General features: G+C 62.0%; 16 protein-coding genes and 2 pseudogenes. 9 read left to right on the top strand and 9 right to left on the bottom strand.

The window, feature by feature from the left end; all coding sequences use genetic code 11:
- The first annotated feature begins 107 nt into the window (after nt 1–107).
- The 7 genes and pseudogenes from JVH1_RS39010 to JVH1_RS38980 all read left to right on the top strand — a co-directional run.
- Complete coding sequence (locus JVH1_RS39010; RefSeq protein WP_043780686.1) at nt 108–1,046, top strand: formylglycine-generating enzyme family protein; 939 nt, start codon at nt 108–110, stop codon at nt 1,044–1,046.
- Between the two features lie 47 nt (nt 1,047–1,093).
- A protein-coding gene (locus tag JVH1_RS39005; protein WP_371113124.1) for an IS5 family transposase occupies nt 1,094–1,905 on the top strand; the annotation gives its coding sequence in 2 pieces (ribosomal slippage) (nt 1,094–1,436 and nt 1,436–1,905; 813 coding nt in all).
- A gap of 241 nt (nt 1,906–2,146) precedes the next feature.
- Nucleotides 2,147–3,208, top strand: coding sequence for an IS110 family transposase (locus tag JVH1_RS39000; RefSeq protein ID WP_371113123.1), 1,062 nt, complete (start codon nt 2,147–2,149; stop codon nt 3,206–3,208).
- 511 nt (nt 3,209–3,719) lie between these two features.
- Complete coding sequence (locus tag JVH1_RS38995) at nt 3,720–4,886, top strand: LLM class flavin-dependent oxidoreductase (protein ID WP_009478680.1); 1,167 nt, start codon at nt 3,720–3,722, stop codon at nt 4,884–4,886.
- 111 nt (nt 4,887–4,997) lie between these two features.
- Nucleotides 4,998–5,328 (top strand): annotated as a pseudogene (locus JVH1_RS38990) (transposase); the annotation flags it as partial.
- A 29-nt stretch (nt 5,329–5,357) separates the two neighbouring features.
- A complete protein-coding gene (locus JVH1_RS38985; protein ID WP_371113122.1) occupies nt 5,358–6,293 on the top strand; it encodes an alcohol dehydrogenase catalytic domain-containing protein in 936 nt (311 codons plus the stop codon).
- Between the two features lie 450 nt (nt 6,294–6,743).
- Nucleotides 6,744–6,890 (top strand): annotated as a pseudogene (locus JVH1_RS38980) (IS5/IS1182 family transposase); the annotation flags it as partial.
- Between the two features lie 192 nt (nt 6,891–7,082).
- On the opposite strand, the gene JVH1_RS38975 reads toward JVH1_RS38980, so the two are convergent.
- Nucleotides 7,083–9,779 carry a LuxR C-terminal-related transcriptional regulator gene (locus JVH1_RS38975; RefSeq protein WP_051033782.1) on the bottom strand — a complete coding sequence of 899 codons (2,697 nt, stop codon included), beginning with the start codon at nt 9,777–9,779 and terminating at the stop codon, nt 7,083–7,085.
- 214 nt (nt 9,780–9,993) lie between these two features.
- Between JVH1_RS38975 and JVH1_RS38970 the strand changes: the two genes are divergently transcribed.
- Both JVH1_RS38970 and JVH1_RS38965 read left to right on the top strand, forming a co-directional pair.
- Entirely contained in the window at nt 9,994–10,395 is a 402-nt protein-coding gene (locus tag JVH1_RS38970; protein ID WP_009478687.1) for a nuclear transport factor 2 family protein, read from the top strand.
- Nucleotides 10,396–10,455: 60 nt separating this feature from the next.
- Nucleotides 10,456–11,571, top strand: coding sequence for an LLM class flavin-dependent oxidoreductase (locus tag JVH1_RS38965; RefSeq protein WP_043781524.1), 1,116 nt, complete (start codon nt 10,456–10,458; stop codon nt 11,569–11,571).
- Between the two features lie 241 nt (nt 11,572–11,812).
- Here the strand turns inward: JVH1_RS38965 and JVH1_RS38960 are convergent, their stop codons facing one another.
- The 8 genes from JVH1_RS38960 to JVH1_RS38925 form a co-directional block, all read right to left on the bottom strand.
- Nucleotides 11,813–12,979 carry an LLM class flavin-dependent oxidoreductase gene (locus tag JVH1_RS38960; protein WP_009478680.1) on the bottom strand — a complete coding sequence of 389 codons (1,167 nt, stop codon included), beginning with the start codon at nt 12,977–12,979 and terminating at the stop codon, nt 11,813–11,815.
- Nucleotides 12,980–13,365: 386 nt separating this feature from the next.
- The gene (locus tag JVH1_RS38955) at nt 13,366–14,829 is read right to left on the bottom strand and encodes a 3,4-dihydroxy-2-butanone-4-phosphate synthase (protein WP_043781519.1); all 1,464 of its coding nucleotides are present in this window, start codon (nt 14,827–14,829) and stop codon (nt 13,366–13,368) included.
- A 507-nt stretch (nt 14,830–15,336) separates the two neighbouring features.
- A complete protein-coding gene (locus tag JVH1_RS38950; RefSeq protein WP_009478683.1) occupies nt 15,337–16,515 on the bottom strand; it encodes an acetyl-CoA C-acyltransferase in 1,179 nt (392 codons plus the stop codon).
- 139 nt (nt 16,516–16,654) lie between these two features.
- Nucleotides 16,655–17,548, bottom strand: coding sequence for an alcohol dehydrogenase catalytic domain-containing protein (locus JVH1_RS38945; RefSeq protein WP_371113121.1), 894 nt, complete (start codon nt 17,546–17,548; stop codon nt 16,655–16,657).
- Nucleotides 17,549–17,630: 82 nt separating this feature from the next.
- The gene (locus JVH1_RS38940; protein ID WP_009480625.1) at nt 17,631–18,836 is read right to left on the bottom strand and encodes a cytochrome P450; all 1,206 of its coding nucleotides are present in this window, start codon (nt 18,834–18,836) and stop codon (nt 17,631–17,633) included.
- 37 nt (nt 18,837–18,873) lie between these two features.
- The gene (locus JVH1_RS38935) at nt 18,874–19,194 is read right to left on the bottom strand and encodes a 2Fe-2S iron-sulfur cluster-binding protein (RefSeq protein ID WP_009480624.1); all 321 of its coding nucleotides are present in this window, start codon (nt 19,192–19,194) and stop codon (nt 18,874–18,876) included.
- 37 nt (nt 19,195–19,231) lie between these two features.
- Nucleotides 19,232–20,395: an NAD(P)/FAD-dependent oxidoreductase gene (locus JVH1_RS38930; protein WP_237735341.1), complete on the bottom strand. Its 1,164-nt coding sequence runs from the start codon at nt 20,393–20,395 to the stop codon at nt 19,232–19,234.
- A gap of 544 nt (nt 20,396–20,939) precedes the next feature.
- A complete protein-coding gene (locus JVH1_RS38925; RefSeq protein ID WP_371113120.1) occupies nt 20,940–22,226 on the bottom strand; it encodes a helix-turn-helix domain-containing protein in 1,287 nt (428 codons plus the stop codon).
- Nucleotides 22,227–22,754 lie beyond the last annotated feature (528 nt).

Here is a 22,754-nt window from a genome sequence, read left to right as displayed (position 1 = left end):
CATTCCAAGAGAGGTTAACGGTGCTTGAATGCCACCTATCGAATCGCAGGCAAAGCACAAGGAAGGTCACCGTTTACGGGACGCTTCCGACGGTGAAGGGTGATTCCATGAAGCGCGCGGTACCGAAAAACATGGAATGGATTTCGGGTGGTACTTTCTGGATGGGTTCGGAGGACTTCTACCCCGAGGAACGCCCCGTCCACCAGGTGACCGTCGACGGATTCTGGATGGACTCGCACCAGGTCACCGTGGCCGAGTTTCGGCGATTCGTGAAGGACACCGGTCACGTCACGACCGCGGAGATCGCCCCCGACCCCGCGCAGTACCCGGGCGCGGATCCGGCTCTGCTCGTGCCCGGTTCGCTCGTGTTCACCCCGACACCGGGGCCCGTCCCGCTCGACGACTACACCCGCTGGTGGTCGTTCACGCCGGGCGCGGATTGGCGGCACCCGGAGGGTCCGGGCAGCAACGTCGGCGGACGCGAACGCCATCCCGTCACGCATGTGTCGTGGTTCGACGCCCGCGCCTACGCGGAATGGGCGGGCAAGGACCTGCCGACCGAGGCCGAATGGGAGTTCGCTGCCCGCGGCGGGCTCGACCGGAAGCAGTTCGTGTGGGGCGAGGAGCACGAACCGGGCGGCAGGCCCGGCGGAAACGTCTGGCAGGGACGGTTCCCGTGGGAGAACCTCCTCGAGGACGGGTTCGCCGGGACCTCGCCGGTAGGACGCTACCAACCCAACGGTTACCGGCTCAGCGACATGGCCGGCAACGTGTGGGAATGGACAGCAGATCACTACACCGCCGACCACTCCGCAGGCGGCAAGAACGTAACCCCCGCACATTCGTGCTGTATACCGGCCAACCCGCGCGTTGATGCCATGCAGATCAACGATCCGGACGAACCATACACGCGCCGCGTAATCAAAGGCGGCTCTCACCTGTGCGCACCAAACTACTGCCTTCGATACCGCCCGTCCGCACGGCAGGGGGAGACCGAAGACACGTCCACCTGCCAGATCGGGTTCCGGTGCATCATTCATGTTTAGAGCGTGTCTCATGTGGATGAAGTGACCTGTGGGACATAATGTGACGCGTGGTAGATGAGTTGTCACTGAGGTTGGTTCCGGATGCGTTGTGGGAGATAGTCGAACCGTTGATTCCTCCTTTTGTCGCCCGGCCGCAGGGAGGTGGCAGTGCGCCGGCCGATGACCGGGCGGTGTTCACCGCGATCGTGTACGTGCTCACCAGCGGATGTGCGTGGCGGCACCTGCCGCCCTCGTTCGGGGTAACCGTGCCGACGGCGCATCGACGGTTCAGTGCCTGGGTGCGGGATGGGGTGTTCGAGAAACTCCATCGCGAGGTGCTCGATCGACTCGGTAGCGCGGGCGAACTCGACTGGACGGCAGCGATCCTGGACGCGGCAAGCGTGCGGGCGAAAAGGGGGGCTCACTGACGGGTCCCAGCCCGGTCGACCGCGGTAAGAAGGGATCGAAGATCCACGTCCTGTCCGAAACGAATGGAATCCCACTGGTCGTGGGCGTGACCGGGGCGAACACCCATGACAGCACGATGCTGCAACCATTGGTGGCAGCGATTCCGGGCGTGAGGTCTCGGCGCGGACCGCGCCGACGCAAGCCGGGAAAGCTTCGCGCCGACAAGGGCTACGACTACGACATTCACCGACGGTGGCTGCGCGAACGAGGCATCGTCCCGCGGATCGCCCGCCGCGGCATCGAGCGAAACGATCGCCTAGGCCGGTACCGATGGAAGATCGAACGCACCATCGCCTGGCTCACCGGCTACCGGCGCATGACCATCCGCTACGAGCGCCACGGCGAACACTTCGCCGGCTCCCTTCACCTCGCCGCCGCACTCACCTGCTTCAAGAAGCTCCGACTTGTATGAGTGTCAGCGGTTCGTGATCGGGTCAGCTACCCGTAGCGTCCCGTAGCAGACCGGAAGGGCTGACTCGAGAAGCTCCTGTCACCCGCACGGTGGGTTGACCCTTGTGGGGTGTGTCCAACCCTCCCGGTCTGCGTTCGCGGAGTGACTGAAGAGAGGCGTGACCCCAAGCTGCTGTGAGAGGTACTTGAAGTCGGATTGTCCTCCGCGGATCCCATCCTGACAGAGAAGGGAACCGTCTTCCATGATCGTCATCGGTATCGACCCGCACAAGTCCACCCACACCGCAACCGCGGTCGACCCGGCCACCAACACCGACCTCGGCTCGATCCGCATCGACGCCACCCTCACCGGCTACAAGACGCTGATTGCCTGGGCCAAGTCCTGGCCGCAACGCCAGTGGGCGGTCGAGAATGCCTACGGCCTCGGACATCACCTTGCGCGGTGGCTGCTCGTCCTCGGGGAGGTTACCCTCGACGTTCCGACCACCGCCACCGCCCGGGTGCGGGAACTCTCCCGCGGCGGCCGCCGCAAGAACGACCGCATCGACGCAGCCGCGGCGGCGTGTGTGGCCGCGCTGCAGGGCGACGCCCGCCCGGTCGACCCGGAGGGTCCCGCCGAGATTCTCGGACTACTCGACGAGCGACGAACAAATCTGTCCAACAGTAGAACCCGCAACATGAATCAGCTGCATGCGCTACTGCGGCAGCTGCTTGCCGGGGGTGCCCCGACCTCGCTCACCGCCTCTGCGGCAGCCGCCCTGTTACGAAGCTTCCGCGCCAAGAGCCCTGTCGACTGGATGCGGGTCGGGCTGTGTCGAGATCTCATCGCGGACATCCGACGCCTCGACGACCAGCTCGCGGCGAACGAGAAGCAGATGGCCGAGACCCTCGACGAGCACGGCACCCGCCTGCGCGAGGTCGACGGAATCGGTGCGGTGACCGCGGCCCGGCTGATCGGCCGCACCGGTCGGCCAGATCGTTTCCCGACCGCGGCGGCCTATGCGAACTACAACGGCTCGGCACCGGTCCAGATCGCCAGCGCCGACACCGACCGGCACCGACTCTCACGCTACGGCGACCGGCAGCTCAACAGCGCGCTCTACACCGTCGCTGTGGTTCAGATCCGGATGCGCGCCAGCGCCGGGCGCAACTATTTCGAGAAGAAAATCGCCGAGGGCAAGAAGCCGGCAGCGGCCAGGCGCGCCCTCAAACGTCACCTGTCCGATCACGTCTGGCGCATCATGCTGTCCGACGAAAAGCGTCGTCTTCAACCAGAGAACAATCACTCCGCAAGGGCCGCTTGACAAACAGAGAGGCACCCCACATGAGACACGCTCTTAATGCCCGTAGTTGCGCCACAAATAGATCGAATGCGTTACTCGATTCTTCATGCCAACGGATCAAATTGCCGCAGAACCCGATCTCAAAGGAATATCGCGAGTGCCCGAAAGCAGCGGGAATCGCGAGGCGCGTTGCACAGCACTATTACGACCACCACAGTCGGGCAATCAACGTCAACGTAACAGTTGACAGTGATCGCGATCACCATTACACTGGAGGGTGCGGTGATCGGTCTGTACTTCCCGGCAACACGCCGAGGCACGTCGCCGGATGATGGACAGAGCCCGTGTTCGATGCCTTCGCGTTTATCGCCCATCGGGCGGCGCGAAGCCGCGGATCTGCGTGAACGATGCAATCCGCAACGAGTGACTGAACGACTCGGAGCATTTTCTCGCGTCCCGACCGGAAAGCGCTGCACTGTCGACACGACCGAAATCGATACCTCGATGATGACAAAGATTGGGAGATCCAGAAATGGAATGCGGAATTTTTCACACCCCGTACATGCGCCCCGGGCGTAAGGACAAGGAGACGTTCGAGTACTCGTTGCTGCTCGCGGCGGCCGCCGACAAGTTCGGTTATCGCGACTTCATGGTCGGCGAGCACGGCATGCAGGCGTGGGAGAATATTCCCAACCCCGAGTTGCTGATCGTCGCTGCCGCTCAGATCACCGAGCGCATGCGTTTTGCCCCGATGGCGCACATCGTGCCGCTGCACAACCCGTCGACGCTCGCCATCCAGGTCGGGTACACCTCGCAGTTGCTCGAGGACCGTTATTTCCTCGGTGTCGGCGCGGGATCCTGGGAAAACGAGGCGGTACTGCGTGGCCAGCCCGGTGACCTGTCCGAAGCCCACCCTCGATTGATGGAGGGACTCGAGGTGATGGACAAGGTCTGGCGTCAGGAACCCTTCAACTTCGAAGGCAAGTACTACAAGGCCGCACGCCTCGACGGACAGATCGATCCGGGTAGCGTCGCATCGCATGGTGAGTTCAAGGTCAAGGACGGCGAGGAGTACCACCTGACCGCAGATCATTCGCCGCACGGCGGCGCAGACGGTCTCGAGATCGCTGTCACTGGTCTGAGCAAGAACTCTCCGTCCCACCGACTCGCCGGTGAACGCGGATGGACCCCCATCTCCTTCTACGGAGGTTCTGCGCTACTGAGGTCGCAGTGGGATACGTACTCCGAGGCCGTCCGGTCCATCGGTGGAACGCCGCAGGGTGCGAACTTCAAGATCGCCCGCGACGTGTACGTTGCAAAGACCGACGAGGAAGCCAAGGAGCAGGCCAAGAACGGCGCCCTGGGTCATGCGTGGAAGAAGTACCTGATGCCGGTCTACCAGAAGTACCGGATTCTTCAGGGCTTCATCGATGATGCAGACAAGAAGGTCGACATCGACGATGTCGACCTGGACTACCTGGCCGACCACGTCTGGCTGTGTGGCAGCCCCGAAACGGTCATCGCCAAGATCGAGAAGACCTTCGAGCTGGCAGGTTTCCGGTACGGCCAGCTGGCGGTCAACACCCATGACGCTCTCGACGATCCGGCACCGTGGGTGGAGTCACTGCGCCTGTTCGCGACGGAGGTCGTGCCGAACGTGCACGTGGAAGGCACCCACGAGACGGTCGCAGCGAACTGACGTCCAATTCGGTTTACGTCCCTGGAGATTCATCCAGTGTTCCAGGCACCGGGGTTCGATGGGCATCGTCAAGTGGTTGGCCTGCCCGAGTCTCTGCGACGATCGGCGGTCGTGGCCACTGCAGCGTCGCACAAAGGATTCCGGTATCCGAACGAGATCATCGCCCACTGTGTGTGGCTCGACCACCGCTTCGCGTTGAGCCTGCGTGACATCTCGGAGAGGATGCTCGAGCGCGGCGTCGTGGTCTCCCACGAAAACGATCCGCCAATGGTGCGCTAAGTTCGGCCACGACTACGCCAATCAGCTCCGCCGGGGGGCGACCTCGGTCTGGAGACAAGTGGGATCTGGACGAGGTGTTCATCCAGATCAACGGGAAGCAATACTACTCGGGCGCGCCGTCGACCAGGACGGCAACGTCCTCGACGTCCTGGTCCAGTCCCGCCCAATCGACATCGAAAGGTCTCCCAGCAGATGAAGGCATGGCAATTCACGGCGATAGACGAACCACTGCACATGGTCGACTTGGCTGACCCGGAGCCCGGACCCACCGACATCATCGTCGACACCAGGGCGGTCGGACTGTGCCACTCAGACATCGGCTTCATGAACGGAACCATCACGGCGCTACTCGGGCACGTACCCATCGTCCTCGGGCACGAGATCGTCGGCACCGTGTCCGCAGTCGGGACTGACGTTACCGAGTTCGTCAAAGGCGACCGCATCGGGATACCCGCCACTACCGATGGGCCGGGCACCGCACTGAACGGTGGGTACGCTCAAAAAGTCAAGGTCCCGGCCCATCTGCCGGTCAAACTGCCCGAGGGCCTCTCGTTCCGCGATGCCGCGCCAGCTACCTGCTCCGGCCGTACGGCGTACAGGGCAGTGCATACCGCTGGGCAGGTCGAATCCGGAATGAAAGTGGGCATCATCGGTTTCGGCGGTCTCGGCTATTTCGGCGTCCAGATCGCACTGGCGGCAGGGGCTACCGTGTTCGTCTCCGAGCTCAACGAGTCTCGATGGCCACTTGCGCGCGAACTGGGTGCGAAGGGGTGTTCGAAGGACATCCGCGATTTCGAGTCCGAGCAATTGGACTTGATCATCGACTTCGCGGGCGCAGACGGAACTCTGAACTCAGCAGTCGATGCCATTCGCCACAGTGGCCGCATCGTCGAGGTCGGCCTGGGGGCGGAGACGTCGTCGGTGTCCATTCCCAACATCACGATGAAGGAAGTCCGCATCGTAGGCTCGTCCAACGGAACGAAGGACGAAGCGCGCGCGATACTCGAGCTCGTCGCGGACGGATCGGTTCGTCCCCACACCGAGCAGATCGCGTTCGACGACATTCCCGCAGGACTGCATCGCCTAGAGCAAGGAGCAACGGACACGCGCCTGATCGCGGTCCTGTAACCGGAAAATGTCGGCAACCCACCGGCCCTCGAACGCTGGTGCCGGTGGGTTGCCAACTGATCGGATCATATGCCCGGGTCGGTCCGCGAAACGACGAGACAGAAGAAGAGCAGAGATCGACCGCGACCAAACGGTTGCTTTGCGGGCCTAGCCAAACTTCGGCGTAGCCAGATTATTGAGTCAAGTTTGTGGTGTTCCGTTCATGTTCGACTGCTTGATAGCTCAGGCTGCGAGTTGCGCTGTGGCGGTGAGGTTATCGACAGGGTGCGGTAGGCGGTGGCAGCTGCTCGCAGGCGTCCGGGAGTGGTTGTCGGGGTGGCGAGTTCGGCCAGGCCCGTGCGTAGGACCAGGTCGTGGACATAGGTGAGGAACTTGGGCGTCCCCCCGAGATGTGGACACCAATTCGATGCAACGGTGGTCAGCGTAGCCGATCGCTGCTCGAACTCGATCGGACAGATCCGCGCCGACATGGGTTACGACTACGACAAACACCGCCGATGGCTGCGCGAACACGGCATCGTCCCGGGCATTGCCCGACGCGGTATCGACAGGAACGACCGGCTCGGCCGGTACCGGTGGAAGATCGAACGCACCATGTCGCGTGACTCACCGGCTACCGACGCCTGACCATTCGCTACGAACGCCGCGGTGAACACTTCGCCGGCTTCCTCTACCTCGCCGGGGCACTCACCTGCTTCAAGAAACTCTCCACATGAGACAAGCTCTTAGACGTCTTTGCCCCCGCGCGTTGACGCGGAGGGCATCACCGCTGCGGCGAACCCAAGCGTTTCACTCCAGTCGGACTCTGGTCGCTGACGTGAGTGAGGCTGCCACTTGAGAGCGGCGGGCTACTCCCAACTTACGAAGCAGGTGCGCGACGTGCCCCTCGACGGTTCTGACGGACAGGACCAATCGGTCCGCGATCTCCCTGTTGGTGAGTCCGTTCGCCACGTATTGTGCAATGTCCATCTCCCGGGGTGAGAGTCCAACCACCGGATGTGGCGATGCCGCCGGGTGGTCGTCGGGCTCCTCGTCCAGGGCGTAAGCGATGAGTTCGGCTATCGACAGTGTCGACCCCCAACGACGCGCTGCCGTGTAGACCTCGTCTCCGAGCGAAGTCCGCGCACGCGATTCGTACACCTCTCTCCGTTCGACCCAGTGCCGGGATCCGTAGAGCTGCATGCCAAACGATTCCCACATGGACGATGCTGCACCGAGAAGTACGGCGGCGCGTTCCCCGGAACCTGCCGCGGATTCTGCCCATGCGAGAAGGTCGGTGACCAATGTTGCTCCGACTGTGTCGTCGAAGGAGCGGTTGAGTGTGAGGGCGTTCATTGCGTGGGTGATGGCCTCGTCGTGACGGCCGCGAACCAGCTCTACCAATCCCAATCCGTACACCGCGTACGACAACATCCATTTCTCTCCGGTAGCCGATGCCTGCGCGTAAACGAACCCGAAGTTCTCGGCAGCGCGTTCGGTCTCTCCGCGAGAGCTGCATAGCATTCCCATCTCGATATGGGCCGTCCACATCAGATCGGTAATACCGGGGAGGCGCTCGTATAGTGTCAACGCGTCCGACAGGTGGCGTTCGCCGGCCTCGAAATTACCGCCCAGGTAAGTGTTGAGGCCCTGCGTCTGCAGGGCGAATGCCAGTGTCGCATTGTCACCGAGTTCGCGTGCGCGTTGCGCGGCAGCAGCAAGCGCTCGGGCCGCTGGGACTCTCTCGCCCTGCATCGTCTGCAGCAATCCCAGCGCCGCGTTGAGCTTTGCTACGACATCTTCGGCAATGTCGTCGTGACCGAGGAACTCAGTCACCCACATCCGGTGTTCTCGTACCGAAAATGCCGACGACCACAGGAACCAGGTCGCGACGAGGCTCGCCGCGAGGTGCAGCGTCTCGTGATTCCGGTCGCTCAGCGCAGTCTGTAATGCCGACCGCAAGTTGGCGCGGTTCTCGCGAAGCCGGGTGCTCACACGCTCTTGCTCGGCCCCTGTCCATGATCGACGGGCGGTGCGCGCCAGTTCAACGCACCAACGCAGGTGTGCCACCCGTAGCTCGGCCTTCTCGCCATCGGACAGTTTGCCGGCACCGAAGTGCCGAATCGTTTCCAGCATCTTGAACCGGACCCGTCCCTCGCCGGTGGTGCGCTGTAGCACCGACTTGCCTATCAGACCGGTGATCGTATCCAAGATGCTCATGGCGTCGACAGGACCTCCGGCACAGACACTTTCGGCCGCGGCGAGATCGAATCCCTCGGAGAATACGGACAATCGGGCCCAGAGTACCTGCTCCTGCGGAGTGCAGAGATCGTAACTCCACTCGACCGTCGCATGCAGACTTCGATGTCTACTCGGCCCGCCGCGGTTACCCGTTGTCAACAACGCCAGCCGGTCGTCGAGACGTTCCGCCAGATCTTCTACGGACAGCGCGGTCAAGCGAGCACAAGCCAGTTCGATGGCCAGCGGCATACCGTCCAGTTGTGTGCACACCCGGCGGGCGGCGTCCCGGCTCGAATCCGTGATGAAGAATCCGGACAGTGCCGCCGAGGCGCGGCTCTCGAACAACTCGATGGCTGGACCCGGCCTGTCCGGGTCACGGTGGTCCGTCATGGACAGTGGATCGAGGACGAGCACGTGCTCTTCGGGAATCGACAGCACTTCACGACTGGTGGCCAGAATCTTCACATGTTCGGTGTTTCGCAACAGAAGCGAGATCAACTCGGCGCACGCGCTGACGAGATGCTCGCAATTGTCCAGCACCAGCAACAGGTGCTTGTAACGTATCGATTCGAGGAGCGATTCGGTTGCACTTCGTTCCGGTGCATCTCGCTCGTCGAACCCCAGGGCGTCCAGAATCGTCTGGGGGAGCAGAGTCTCGCTTCGCAGGGACGCAAGTTCCACGAAGCGGACTCCATCGGAAAATGCCCGACGGTACGTAGCTGCCGCCTCTGCGGCGAGTCTGGTCTTGCCGATACCACCGGGGCCGGCGACAGTGACGAATTGGCTGTCGCCGAGTAGTACCCGGATTCTGTCCAGGTCTTCGCTGCGACCGACGAAACTTGTCGAGAAGAGTGGAATATCGGTCCCAGTGGACGTGCGGATGCTCGATGTGCCGCTGCCGGTCGTTCGTGAACGCTCCTCCTTGACGCGCCGGACCGCGCTCGCCAGCGTATTTCGCGATCCGCTCCATTCGAGTTCCCGATGCAGTTGTGCCACTGTCACATTCGGATCCGCGACGAGCGCCGCGGCGATGCGGGGGCGGAGGGCGTCGGCTGACGACCCAGACCGTGGTCGGTGGTCCCGCGGGGGTGCCTCGAAGTTCAGGGCGCGCCGCACTGTGTTGCGCGAGACCTTCAAGCGCGTCGCGATGCCCGAGATCGATTCACCGGATTGTCGAAGCTCGACTATCTCGCGCCACTCGTCAGCGTTCACTGTGCTCTTTCGTCCGCGTACGTGGATTTGTGATGGGTGACACTGTTCGATCATGCCCGTGTCGGGGCGCGTGGTCAAGATCTGACAACGCACACATTGACAACCAGTGACCGGTTCATGACCGACAAAAGCGCAACCTGACCTGCATCAATCACGCCGCGCCGGGATAAGTGGTGAACCGGGTACAACTACGGTTTCGTGCACGGCGCAGACAGTCCACAGTGATACAGGTCATAGACGAATAGATCGCTGCACAGACGGAGCATCCATGAGCACGCCGGAACAAAACATCGCCTCAGCCAACAATTTCGCAAAGGTCTTCTCCACGGGCGACGTGGAACAGATCCTCGACACGCTTCACCCTGAGGCGACCTACTGGGTGTCCGGGGGTATCGACGGAATGTCGGGAAGCTATGACAAGGACGGTCTCGGTGCGTTACTCAGCGGGGTCACGTCCATATACGAGAACGGCGCTCTCGAGATCACTCCGACTGCGGCGATCGCGCAAGGCGACAAGGTCGCCGTCGAGGCCACCTCGTACGCGAAGTTGAAGAACGGCAGGGTCTATCAGAACCAGTACCACTTCCTGTTCGAGTTTCGCGACGGGAAGATCCTGTCGGTCAAGGAGTATATGGACACCAAGCACGCATACGACATCTTTTATGACTGACAAAAGGTCTCGTACCAGCACTGGATAGTCGACCACAAATTCGTAGAAAGGCAATTCACGATGGCAATGGAAACAGGACTCATCGTCCACCCGTACATGCGCCCCGAGCGGACCGCGCGCCAGACGTTCGACTGGTGCGTACAGCAGGCCATCGAGACCGACAAGATCGGCTTCGACTCGATCATGTTCTCCGAACACGCCTCACAGCGTTGGGAGAATATTCCCAACCCGGAGTTGATCATCGCAGCAGCCGCACGCCAGACCGAGCGGATCAAGTTTGCGCCGATGGCTCACATCCTTCCCCACCACAATCCGGCGAAGCTCGCGATCATGGTGGGCTGGCTGTCGCAGATCCTCGAGGGCCGGTACTTCCTCGGCGTCGGTGCTGGCGCCTATCCGGACGCCTCGTACATTCATGGCATCAAAAATGGTGAAGACACCCAGTTCACCAACGAGATGGTCCGCGAGTCACTCGACATCATGGAGAAGATCTGGAAGCGCGAACCCTTCTTCTATGAGGGACGTTTCTGGAACGCCGGCTACCCGGAAGAGAAGCACGGCGACGAGGGCGACGACCAGCACAAGCTGGCCGACCTCAGCCCGTGGGGTGGTGCACCGGAAATCGCCGTGACCGGATTCAGCGCCAAGTCACCGTCGATGAAGTTCGCCGGCGAGCGCGGATTCCGACCGATGTCGATCTTCTCCGGGCTGGACGCCCTGAAGATGCACTGGGACATCTACTCCACCGCCGCCGAGGCCAATGGGCACGTCGCCGATCGTTCGCGCTATCACGTGTCCCAGACGGTGTTCGTCGCCGACACGGACAAGGAGGCGAAGCGGCTTGTGATGGAAGGGCCTATCGGATACTGCTTCGAGCGCTACCTCATTCCCATCTGGTGGCGCTTCGGCATGATGGACGGATTCATCAAGGACGCCGGAGCGGACAGGGCCGACGTCGACCTCGAATGGGTTGTCGACAACGTGTTCTGTGTGGGCTCACCGGACACCGTGGTAGACAAGATCAATACGTTGTTCGAGGCCAGCGGTGGCTGGGGCACGCTGCAGATCGAATCCCACGACTACTCCGACGACCCGGCGCCCTGGTTCAATTCGCTGGCAATGATCCAGAAGGAAGTGGCTCCCAAGATCTCACTTCCTACAGCAGTGACGGTGTAGTGCTCGGATCGAACGAAGGACAGCAATGAACGTAGCGGTGATGAGAGCACAGCAGCCCCTCATCACCGCTACGTCTCAGGAAACGGCCCATCACATCCGACGATATAGCCCTGGTGGGTATTCCGGGCCGCAACGTCCTATAGACGCTCCGTCGCGAAACGAAGGAGTTCGATCGGACATCCATCCGACCCCGGTGCCCAGAACACCGATGACCCTCCAGGGACGTAAACCGGGCAGGACGTCAGTTCGCTGCGACCGTCTCGTGGGTGCCTTCCACATGCACGTTCGGCACGACCTCCGTCGCGAACAGGCGCAGTGACTCCACCCACGGTGCCGGATCGTCGAGAGCGTCATGGGTGTTGACCGCCAGCTGGCCGTACCGGAAACCTGCCAGCTCGAAGGTCTTCTCGATCTTGGCGATGACCGTTTCGGGGCTGCCACACAGCCAGACGTGGTCGGCCAGGTAGTCCAGGTCGACATCGTCGATGTCGACCTTCTTGTCTGCATCATCGATGAAGCCCTGAAGAATCCGGTACTTCTGGTAGACCGGCATCAGGTACTTCTTCCACGCATGACCCAGGGCGCCGTTCTTGGCCTGCTCCTTGGCTTCCTCGTCGGTCTTTGCAACGTACACGTCGCGGGCGATCTTGAAGTTCGCACCCTGCGGCGTTCCACCGATGGACCGGACGGCCTCGGAGTACGTATCCCACTGCGACCTCAGTAGCGCAGAACCTCCGTAGAAGGAGATGGGGGTCCATCCGCGTTCACCGGCGAGTCGGTGGGACGGAGAGTTCTTGCTCAGACCAGTGACAGCGATCTCGAGACCGTCTGCGCCGCCGTGCGGCGAATGATCTGCGGTCAGGTGGTACTCCTCGCCGTCCTTGACCTTGAACTCACCATGCGATGCGACGCTACCCGGATCGATCTGTCCGTCGAGGCGTGCGGCCTTGTAGTACTTGCCTTCGAAGTTGAAGGGTTCCTGACGCCAGACCTTGTCCATCACCTCGAGTCCCTCCATCAATCGAGGGTGGGCTTCGGACAGGTCACCGGGCTGGCCACGCAGTACCGCCTCGTTTTCCCAGGATCCCGCGCCGACACCGAGGAAATAACGGTCCTCGAGCAACTGCGAGGTGTACCCGACCTGGATGGCGAGCGTCGACGGGTTGTGCAGCGGCACGATGTGCGCCATCGGGGCAAAACGCATGCGCTCGGTGATCTGAGCGGCAGCGACGATCAGCAACTCGGGGTTGGGAATATTCTCCCACGCCTGCATGCCGTGCTCGCCGACCATGAAGTCGCGATAACCGAACTTGTCGGCGGCCGCCGCGAGCAGCAACGAGTACTCGAACGTCTCCTTGTCCTTACGCCCGGGGCGCATGTACGGGGTGTGAAAAATTCCGCATTCCATTTCTGGATCTCCCAATCTTTGTCATCATCGAGGTATCGATTTCGGTCGTGTCGACAGTGCAGCGCTTTCCGGTCGGGACGCGAGAAAATGCTCCGAGTCGTTCAGTCACTCGTTGCGGATTGCATCGTTCACGCAGATCCGCGGCTTCGCGCCGCCCGATGGGCGATAAACGCGAAGGCATCGAACACGGGCTCTGTCCATCATCCGGCGACGTGCCTCGGCGTGTTGCCGGGAAGTACAGACCGATCACCGCACCCTCCAGGGTAATGGTGATCGCGATCACTGTCAACTGTTACGTTGACGTTGATTGCCCGACTGTGGTGGTCGTAATAGTGCTGTGCAACGCGCCTCGCGATTCCCGCTGGAACGGACGGCATGGTGCCGATTCATCCGACGGGGTGCATCAGTGATCGGGTCCGTACCACGTCGGCAGAGAGTGCTGCGATGAGCTCTTCTTTCGACGCGAAGGCAGCCTGCCCCCGCACCCAATGCTCTAGCTGCACAGTGACAGTCAGGCCATAGAGGTCGCCGGAGAAGTCGAGTAAGTGAGCCTCGAGTAGTCGGGCACCCGACCGCCCGTAGAAGGTGGGTCGCCTGCCGATCGAAATGGCGGCGGTAAAAATCGAGCCGTCCGGCAACGTGCAGCGACCGGCCCACACTCCGTCTGCTATCGAGTTCGAATCCTCGAGTTCGAGGTTTGCAGTGCGGAAGCCCAGTTCACGGCCACGCTGATCCCCACGCACCACCCTCCCGACAACGTGGGTGGATTGGCGGTCGACGTCCGCCGAGTAGTGTGAGGGAAGGCCGGGGTCGGTCGTGGCGGAGCCGAACGACTGACTGCTGATACTCATCCCGAAATGCCACATCGTGGTACGAGCTTCGGGCGAGAAGTTGAGCAGAATCGGCGAGCGATATCCGCACTCGCGCACGACCTCGACCAGATCTGCATTGACGTCGGCCGACAGCACCCCACCATTGCTGCGCCGCGCCACTATCACTGTGCCATAACCATGTTCAGCGACCATGGTCAGAGCCGTTGTGGCGATGTCCGGCGTCAGATGCGGTACTGGATCGCTCTCGCTTTCCAAGCAGACGATGGGCGTGGCGACACCCGGAGACGAATCGAGAGAATAGGCGACATAGTCGATATCGGTGACATCGCTGCGATATCCGACGCAATGCACATGCCCCAGTGTCGACTCGCGCACCAGCGTGAACTGTGTGAGGAGATGCGATTCGGCCATGCGCCGGTAGGTGACTACGTCTTCGATGGAGACAACGCCCAGACCGTGGTCGGCGGCGAACCGCTGTGCCTCCCCGGAGCTGGAGATACGGGTGGGATCATCGTCGGAGACTAATGCGGTGAAGGTACCGGCTCGTCGTAGGCCCGCCACGCTTGCCAGGTCGACAGCGGCTTCAGCGGCAGCTCGGCGGGACAGGACGCCGGCGGGATCCGTTCGCACCGGCAACACATGTCCTGGCCTGGTGAATGCATCGGCGGCGCTGGAGCCGTCCGACAGCATGCGTAGTGTCCGGGCCCGGTCCGTGGCCGATATGCCGGTCCCCGGCCCAACGGCGTCGACGCTCACGGTGTACTCGATGCCGGAATGGTCACGGTCCTCGCCGACCATTCTGGTCAGCTGCAAGCGGTCGCATTCGGTACCAGGAAGTGCGGCACAGATCAATCCGGAGCCGAACCTCACCATGAAGGCGATCGACTCGACCGTTGCCTTCTCGGCGGCGAGTACGAGGTGTGCATCGTTGGCCGGATTCGTGCCTGTCAGCACGACTGGTCGTCCGGCGCTGAGATCAGACAAGGCACGTTGTACCCGGGTGGTCGGACAGTCCATCGTCGGCCTCGATTCTTCCAGGGTGTTTGCCAATCCTCTGTGACGAGCGTCGCAAAGATCGCCACTTCTGTCAACATCAACGTGGACATTGAGAGTTTGGGGGACCCCCGACGGCGGACGTACAGGAGACTGTGCCGCTGGTGCATGGCCGACGAGTGGCAGACCGGTGGTGCAGATAATTCGAAGTGGGCGAGCGGAGGTGCGTATCCCGGTGTTGGAGAGTTCGCCCGAAGACGGGCCAGGCTCTGTCCTGGCGCCCATCTGGCCTGGCCGGTGTCGGGAATAGGACACGGCGCTGAGGCGATCGGTGAGGTTGCCGGGGCATCGTTGCCGATGGCGTCACCATGCGTTGACTGAAAGTTCGCGCAACGAAATGTGCACCAGTGAAGACCGTCCGCGTGCGATCTCTGGGTGAGCGCAACCACAACCCGCGGATCGCACCGAAGCACCATGGTGATGTCCATGCACGCCACGACATGCATCGGAGTGTGGAGCACTCGGACTTCTCTACCGTCTGACGATCAGTGCATTCCCCTGGCCGCCACCGCCGCACAGTGCTGCTGCGCCGACGCCACCGCCGCGGCGCTTCAACGAGTACGCCAGTGAAAGCGCGAGCCGTGCGCCGGACATACCGACGGGGTGCCCGAGTGCGATTGCTCCGCCGTGGATGTTGACCTTGTCGGCGTCGACGCCCAGTTGGCGAACCGACTCCAGTGCGACGCCGGCGAAAGCCTCGTTGATCTCCACGAGATCGAGATCCTCCACCTTCAGATTGTCGTCCTTATCGAAAGCCCGCGTGATTGCGTTGGCCGGCTGGGGCAGCAGTGACGTGTCCGGACCGGCGACGAACGCGGACGTCCCGAGCTCGGCCAGCCATTCGAGACCGAGTTCCTCTGCCTTCGCCTTGCTCATCAGAACCACCGCGGCCGCGCCGTCGGACAGTTGTGATGCCGAACCGGCAGTGATGGTGCCGTCCTCGAGGAATGCGGGCTGGAGTTTGCCGAGGGTCTCCACAGTCGTGCTGCCGCGGATGCCCTCGTCGGCGGTGACCGTCGTCGAACCGCGGCGTGACACGATCTCCACGGGAACGATCTCGTCGGCGAACGTGCCGTCCTCGGTCGCGGCAGCAGCCCGCTCGTGCGATCGCGCCGCGAAGGCGTCCTGGCTTGCGCGATCGAGGTTGGTGGCCTGGACGTAGCGGTCGGTCGCCTCACCCATCGAGATGTCGTCGAACGCGCAGATCAGCGCGTCTCGGTCCAGTGCATCGTCGAATGAGACTGCACCGTAACGATATCCAAGACGCGCTCCGCGCGCGAGATAGGGGGCGCCCGTCATCGACTCCATGCCCCCTGCGACAACGATATCGGCATCGCCGGACTTGATGAGCCGGTCTGCGTCGATGATCGCTTGCAGTCCAGAAAGGCAGAGGTTGTTGATCGTGACCGCGGGGGTAGTGAGTGGAATGGACGCTGCGGCCGCTGCCTGGCGTGCCGGGTTGGGCCCGACGCCTGCCTGGACGACGTTACCCATGATGATCGCGTCCACCGCGCCCCCGTCGACGCGGGCCCTCGCCAGGGCGCCGCGAATGGCGTGCCCTCCGAGTTCGACGGCAGTCAGTGAGGCGAGCGCTCCGCCCAGCTTTCCGATGGGAGTACGAGCCCCCGCTACCAATACCGTCGCTGTCACGTGCGTCTCCTCTAAGGTCCTTCGGCCGACAACCGGCCGTGTGGTCAACAGTAGCGTAGATTGGCCCAATATCGCGCGGCTTCATCGGCCACCCACCGGCACATGCGTCGAGGGCCGGTGGGTGGCCGACGGGTTCCTGTTAGAGAACCGCGATCAGGCGCGCGTCCGTTTTCCCCTGCTCCAAGCGGTGCAGTCCTGCGGGAATGTCGTCGAACGCGATCTGCTCGGTGTGGGGACGAACCGATCCGTCCGCGACGAGCTCGAGTATCGCGCGCGCTTCGTCCTTCGTTCCGTTGGACGAGCCTACGATGCGGACTTCCTTCATCGTGATGTTGGGAATGGACACCGACGACGTCTCCGCCCCCAGGCCGACCTCGACGATGCGGCCACTGTGGCGAATGGCATCGACTGCTGAGTTCAGAGTTCCGTCTGCGCCCGCGAAGTCGATGATCAAGTCCAATTGCTCGGACTCGAAATCGCGGATGTCCTTCGAACACCCCTTCGCACCCAGTTCGCGCGCAAGTGGCCATCGAGACTCGTTGAGCTCGGAGACGAACACGGTAGCCCCTGCCGCCAGTGCGATCTGGACGCCGAAATAGCCGAGACCGCCGAAACCGATGATGCCCACTTTCATTCCGGATTCGACCTGCCCAGCGGTATGCACTGCCCTGTACGCCGTTCGGCCGGAGCAGGTAGCTGGCGCGGCATCGCGGAACGAGAGGCCCTCGGGCAGTTTGACCGGCAGATGGGCCGGGACCTTGACTTTTTGAGCGTACCCACCGTTCAGTGCGGTGCCCGGCCCATCGGTAGTGGCGGGTATCCCGATGCGGTCGCCTTTGACGAACTCGGTTACGTCAGTCCCGACTGCGGACACGGTGCCGACGATCTCGTGCCCGAGGACGATGGGTACGTGCCCGAGTAGCGCCGTGATGGTTCCGTTCATGAAGCCGATGTCTGAGTGGCACAGTCCGACCGCCCTGGTGTCGACGATGATGTCGGTGGGTCCGGGCTCCGGGTCAGCCAAGTCGACCATGTGCAGTGGTTCGTCTATCGCCGTGAATTGCCATGCCTTCATCTTCTGGGAGGCCTTTCGAGGTTGATGTGTGTAGGGGACTTCACCACTGCAGCGGCAAGCTGACAACGGCACCGACGATTCCGGAACGGTGATCGATCTGCTCTCCGGGAACGATCTCGAAATCGGGGATACGAGCGAGCCATTCCTTCAACGTCGTTGTGATCTCCTTGCGGGCCAGGTAGGAGCCCGCACAGTGGTGCACCCCGTGGCCGAAAGTGAAGTGCTCAGGATCCTTTCGCTTCAGGTCGACGTCCATGGGGCACCCTGTCACCTGTGGATCGAGTCCGAAGAGCATCGTCGGCACGGCGATCATGTCGCCGTCGAGTAACCTGACTCCGTCCATCTCGCTGTCTCCATTGATGATTCGAGCGTCGGCGACTAGGCCGTATCGACGCAGCAACTCTTCGGCTGCGTTGTCGATGAGTTCCGGATTGTCGACGAGCGTCTGTCGATCGGCGGGGTTCTCGGCAAGATGTTGCATCATGAAGCTGAGGAAGTTGACGACAGTGTCCAGTCCTGCAAGCAGAAGCAGCCCACAGATTCGCAGGCATTCGTCCTGTGTGAGCGGCCGCCCCTCGACGGTGCTTTTGACTACCGCGCTGATGGCGTCCGGTCCGGGGTTCTCGCGTCGTTCGTTGATGACGGGCCCGAGGTAGTCGAAGAATAGGTTCGTTGCCTCGGTCATCGTCATCGTACCGTCGGGTCGCGTCATCTGGTCTGCGATGAACTTCAGGCGAGCCGAATCCGAGCTCGGAAGGTCGACCAGACGCAAGAACACCTCGACAGGGAAGATTTCGGCGAACGCTTTCGTGAAGTCGCACTTGCCGTCGGCGACGATCGAGTCGATCAAGTCGGCCGCGATGCCCTCGATTTCACCTTCGATGCGGCGGATCGACGCCGGGCCTACAGCCGAGTTGAGCACTTTCCGGTACGGCCGGTGCTCGGGTGGGTCGAGGGAGGTCGGTATGAAGCTGTACTGCTCACCGGCTTCTTTCGGCAAGAAAGGGCACTTACTCGAAAAGGTCTCGTGGTTCTCGAATATCGCTTTGAGGAGCTGGCCGCGCACCGCGATCCAGTGCCCACCGTTGCGTGGCGTCCATACGAGGCCGTGTCCGGTGTCCTGCAAACCCGCCCACGCAGCCTGTAGACCGCTACTGATGTCCCCGGGCGCGAACATGTCGAAATCGACCACTCGTTCTGGCGGTACGTTGCTGGGAAGGTTCTGGGTCTCGATGCTTGTGGTCATGTCTTGTCCTTCTGGTTGGAGGGAACGTTGTTAATGGTCACCACTGTTCGGGGGCGACACGAACGACGAGTGAGGCCAGGTCGTCGCGCATGACCAGCTGGCAACCGAGACGACTATTGGGTAGGACTTCGGAGGCTGCGTCACCGAGCATTTCGTCCTCGTTGGCGGTCTTGGGGGGCAGCTTTTCGTGGTGACTCTCCACGTACACATGGCACGTGGCGCACGATGCGCTCCCCCCGCAGTCACCCACGATCGATTCGATGCCGTGGGATACAGCGGCTTTCATGATCGAGGTTCCTACCGGTACCTCGACCGCTTCCAATTCCCCGTCGGGGCAGATATAGGTGACGGTTGGCATGATTGTCCTTTCGTAGGCGGTTCGGATGCTTGATTGCTCAGGCGTCAATCGTCTCCGCGATTCGCCGTTTACCCGACTGGAACGCCGCAGCATGGTTGATGGCATCGACTGCGATGAGTCGACCGTCTCTCAGATACTCGACTGCGAAGGAGGTGCCCTGGGAGTCATCGATGACCCGCGTCTCGTCGTATCCGGTGGAGAGCCCGACGATCTTGAGGCTGTGCTCGTACTGATTGGACCAAAACCACGGAACCTGCCAGGGTTTCGGACCTCTGCCGGTCAACGTGTTCGCCGCGCGGCGGGCGTGTTCCACAGCGTTGGCGACCGATTCGATTCGCACGCGGCGGTCGTAGAATTCACTGTGGAAGTCCACGCAGTCCCCTGTGGCGAGGATGTTCGGGTCGCTGGTTGTCATCGAATCGTCGACGATGATTCCGTTGCCGATCTCCAGACCCGCATCGCTGGCGAGTTCGATATTGGGCTCCAAACCGACGCCCACTACCAGATTGTCGACACGGTATTCGGACCCGTCGGACGTCGCGACACTACTTACACGCCCGTCGGTGCCGAACGACAGGCGCTCGATCGTCGTGGAGGTCAAGATCTCCACGCCTCGTTTGGCGTGTTCGCGTTCGAAGAACTGTGAGACCACCGGCGCCGTCACCCTCGCAAGAACGCGGGGCGCGGCTTCGAGGAGGATTACTCTCTGGCCGGCCTTCACTGCGGCTGCGGCCACTTCCAGTCCGATGTAGCCTGCACCCACGATCATCAAAACGCGGCCGGTGTGAAAGCAGGCACGCAGTCGTGCGCAGTCGTCGAGGGTGCGAAGCTGGTGGACGTTGGTGGGTTGTGTTTCGAGTTGAGCAACCAGCGGGAGCTCGCGGGCGCGCCCTCCGACCGCCAGGACCAGACGATCGTAGGAGAGAGCCTGATTCGCATTCAGGCTCAGCGTTCGAGCATTTGCGTCGATGCCGTCGACCCGAGTTCCCAAGCGAAGGTCGACATCCTTCTTGGCATATAGTGGTGCGCCTTTCAACGGATCCGGATCAGCGAAGATGGCGTCCATCTTCAATAGGTCCTTCGACAGTGGCGGCCGGTGGTACGGCGGGTACGCCTCGTCGCTCAGGACTATGATCTCACCTCTCCAGCCCCCGCTTCGGGACGCGAAGGCTACTTCGGCGCCGGCGGTTCCCCCGCCCACGACGACAAGTCGTCCCGTCAAGGCGGTCTGATTTTCGTCGGTCACTAGTCACACTCCATCTCGGTAACGGTTCCTCGAAGGTCCTCGGCTCCGCCGCCCAGCGCGTTGAAGGCGAATGGAGCTGGTGTTCCGCCGCAGCTACCGCGTGTTAGAAGTTGTTCCGGCAATGGAAACGCTCTCCCTTTCTCGCGTGCGCCAGTTGGTCGCTTGTCAGGTGCGTTGATTGCTGTTCAGCGTTCGTGGTGTCGCAGTGGTGCGTTGTTCGCATCAGTGATCTGGGCAGTACCGGATACCTCATGCAGCCGGCGATGAGCCCTCAACGGTGGAATCAGGGTCTCGAATCGATGTCGAACTATTCGGCTATTAACAATCTAGGCGTGCAGGTTGTCGATTGCACCGGTCGCGCGACACACAGATAAGGCCTCGATTTGGTCTGTGCGCCCAATCACAGTCGGTATCCAAAGTGGTTGTAGTCATACTGTCGGCTGTGCACGCCCGAGTCCTCATCTGGACAGCGGATAGTCCCGTCGATTGATGCGCGGGTTCAAGCTTGCGTCAATACTGCTGATCCAAGCCAAAAAGCGAGTTCCAGTGCGTTCTCGAGGTCCAACCTGTGGTCCCGTACGGAGCACCCGAGCTGGTCTTCGATCTTTTTGAGCCGGTAGACGACAGAGTTCTTGTGCATGTGCAGTGCGTCAGCGGTGGCAGCGTAACTGCCGCCCGTCCGTAGAAACTCTCGCAGTGTCGCACGTAGCTGAGTGGCGGAGGTGTCGTCGACGCCGAGCGGACCCAGGATGTCCGCCACCCATGCCCGGGTTGCGCTCAGGTCGTTGCACATCAACGTCACCGCTCCCAGGTCGCTAGCGCACACGATCCGTTGGCCAGGCGATTCCGACGCCTGCACGACGACTCTGGCCAGATCGGCTTCGTTGTGAGTACGCACGAACCCCTCGACACCTTCGCGAGGTTGCCCGATGCTGACGAAAACAGGACTGTCCCACCGGCGCTCAAGCGCGCTCAGACGCTCACGGTCGACGGTCCCAGCGCCCGCCAGCGGCACCCAGGCGCGTGCCATGTGCGCATCTCGAGCCTCGAAGAGCGGAGGCGCACTGATGCCCAGCTGACGTGCAAGAGTAGTGGCGGCCGATTCGAGATGTGCTAACCCCACTTCGGGGCTCTGGGTGCGCTCGGTCCACAGGATGATGCCGAGGTGGTGCTGGCCGAAGTGGTATCCCAGTATCCTCTCGGTCGGTTCGACTTCGACCGGGCGATTCGCAAGAACGTCGTTTATCCGCGCCGACCTTGAGGCGCTTCGACGCGACCGCCAAGCGTCGCGCTCGAATTCGTAGGTGGACAACAACTGTTGGGCGATCAGGTTGACGTGGGCGGATACCAGGTTGGTAATCTCGAGAGCAGCACCAGCGGTGACCGTTGCGCTTTCGCTACGAACAGCGAGCTCCTGCAAACACCATCGAACAACGCTGTCTTGGTACAACCGGTATGCATGCTCGAGAGCCGTAATCGGAATGTCGCGCTGTGCGAGCAGTTGAGCTAGCTCGGTCGCGGGCGCCGACGGTCCGACCTGCTCGATTTCAATATCGTGCCGCAAGATCTGCATGGTGATGGCGAAGTTGTGGGCTGCGCCGGCATTCAACTGATCGAGGATCGCTTGATCAATTGCGAAGTATTCGATCTCACTGATCAGACGCGCGACGATCGTGTCAGCAATCTCGGTGAGGCGGGCGTCAGCAGCGGCCGTGATCGACGAAACAACCTCTCTCACCAAAGGATCAGCATGATCCTGTCGGCTGGATTCGGCACGGTCAGGCAATTCCGCCACCCTTAGTCTGCCGTTCCGAATCGGTGTGCGTGTGCGGCGTCGGTCGCTTGTAAGGTCATTGTCGGCTGTCATTCATCGCCGGGTGTAGATGAGCGCGGTGCGGCAAGCGCACCGTCGATCGAGCCTGGATGCGGCGGTGCCAACGGTGCGCGGTTCTGCGTCGATGCTGCAAGAAGCTGCCGGCCTCGGCCCAGTGCCGCGCGATACGGTCGGGCGTGAACCTGCTGCACTCGCATATGGCGAAGACCAGGATTGGCCTTGCCTCCGATTTTGGAATCGCCAACCTCCCTTTCTCCAGGCGTGACGGGCACCACAGTGGATCACTGTAGACTTTTCCGGCCACCGCCGTCAACGGCAGGGTTGATTACGTTGTGGTCGGCATCCCTCCGAGGTCTCCGAAAGGTTGCTCCTGACGCCGATGCAGTGGGGCGCTGCTCAGGCTGGAACAGTTCGAGCGAATGGGGTGTCCTCAGAGTGAGGACGATTTACCCGTCGTTGGCGACACGGTGACCTCGGCAT

The organism is Rhodococcus sp. JVH1, assembly GCF_000280725.2.
Lineage (GTDB): Bacteria > Actinomycetota > Actinomycetes > Mycobacteriales > Mycobacteriaceae > Rhodococcus_F > Rhodococcus_F jostii_A.
Note: the sequence above shows the minus strand (reverse complement) of the source record. Positions and strands in the feature narration are given on the sequence as shown.

Excerpts from the sequence above, each read along its gene's own strand:
- JVH1_RS38985 (WP_371113122.1), top strand. The coding sequence starts at position 5,358 with ATGAAGGCATGGCAATTCACGGCGATAGACGAACCACTGCACATGGTC.
- JVH1_RS38975 (WP_051033782.1), bottom strand. The coding sequence starts at position 9,779 with ATGATCGAACAGTGTCACCCATCACAAATCCACGTACGCGGACGAAAG.
- JVH1_RS39010 (WP_043780686.1), top strand. The coding sequence starts at position 108 with ATGAAGCGCGCGGTACCGAAAAACATGGAATGGATTTCGGGTGGTACT.
- JVH1_RS38960 (WP_009478680.1), bottom strand. The coding sequence starts at position 12,979 with ATGGAATGCGGAATTTTTCACACCCCGTACATGCGCCCCGGGCGTAAG.
- JVH1_RS38955 (WP_043781519.1), bottom strand. The coding sequence starts at position 14,829 with ATGGACTGTCCGACCACCCGGGTACAACGTGCCTTGTCTGATCTCAGC.
- JVH1_RS38965 (WP_043781524.1), top strand. The coding sequence starts at position 10,456 with ATGGCAATGGAAACAGGACTCATCGTCCACCCGTACATGCGCCCCGAG.
- JVH1_RS38945 (WP_371113121.1), bottom strand. The coding sequence starts at position 17,548 with ATGGTCGACTTGGCTGACCCGGAGCCCGGACCCACCGACATCATCGTC.
- JVH1_RS38995 (WP_009478680.1), top strand. The coding sequence starts at position 3,720 with ATGGAATGCGGAATTTTTCACACCCCGTACATGCGCCCCGGGCGTAAG.
- JVH1_RS38940 (WP_009480625.1), bottom strand. The coding sequence starts at position 18,836 with ATGACCACAAGCATCGAGACCCAGAACCTTCCCAGCAACGTACCGCCA.
- JVH1_RS39000 (WP_371113123.1), top strand. The coding sequence starts at position 2,147 with ATGATCGTCATCGGTATCGACCCGCACAAGTCCACCCACACCGCAACC.
- JVH1_RS38935 (WP_009480624.1), bottom strand. The coding sequence starts at position 19,194 with ATGCCAACCGTCACCTATATCTGCCCCGACGGGGAATTGGAAGCGGTC.
- JVH1_RS38970 (WP_009478687.1), top strand. The coding sequence starts at position 9,994 with ATGAGCACGCCGGAACAAAACATCGCCTCAGCCAACAATTTCGCAAAG.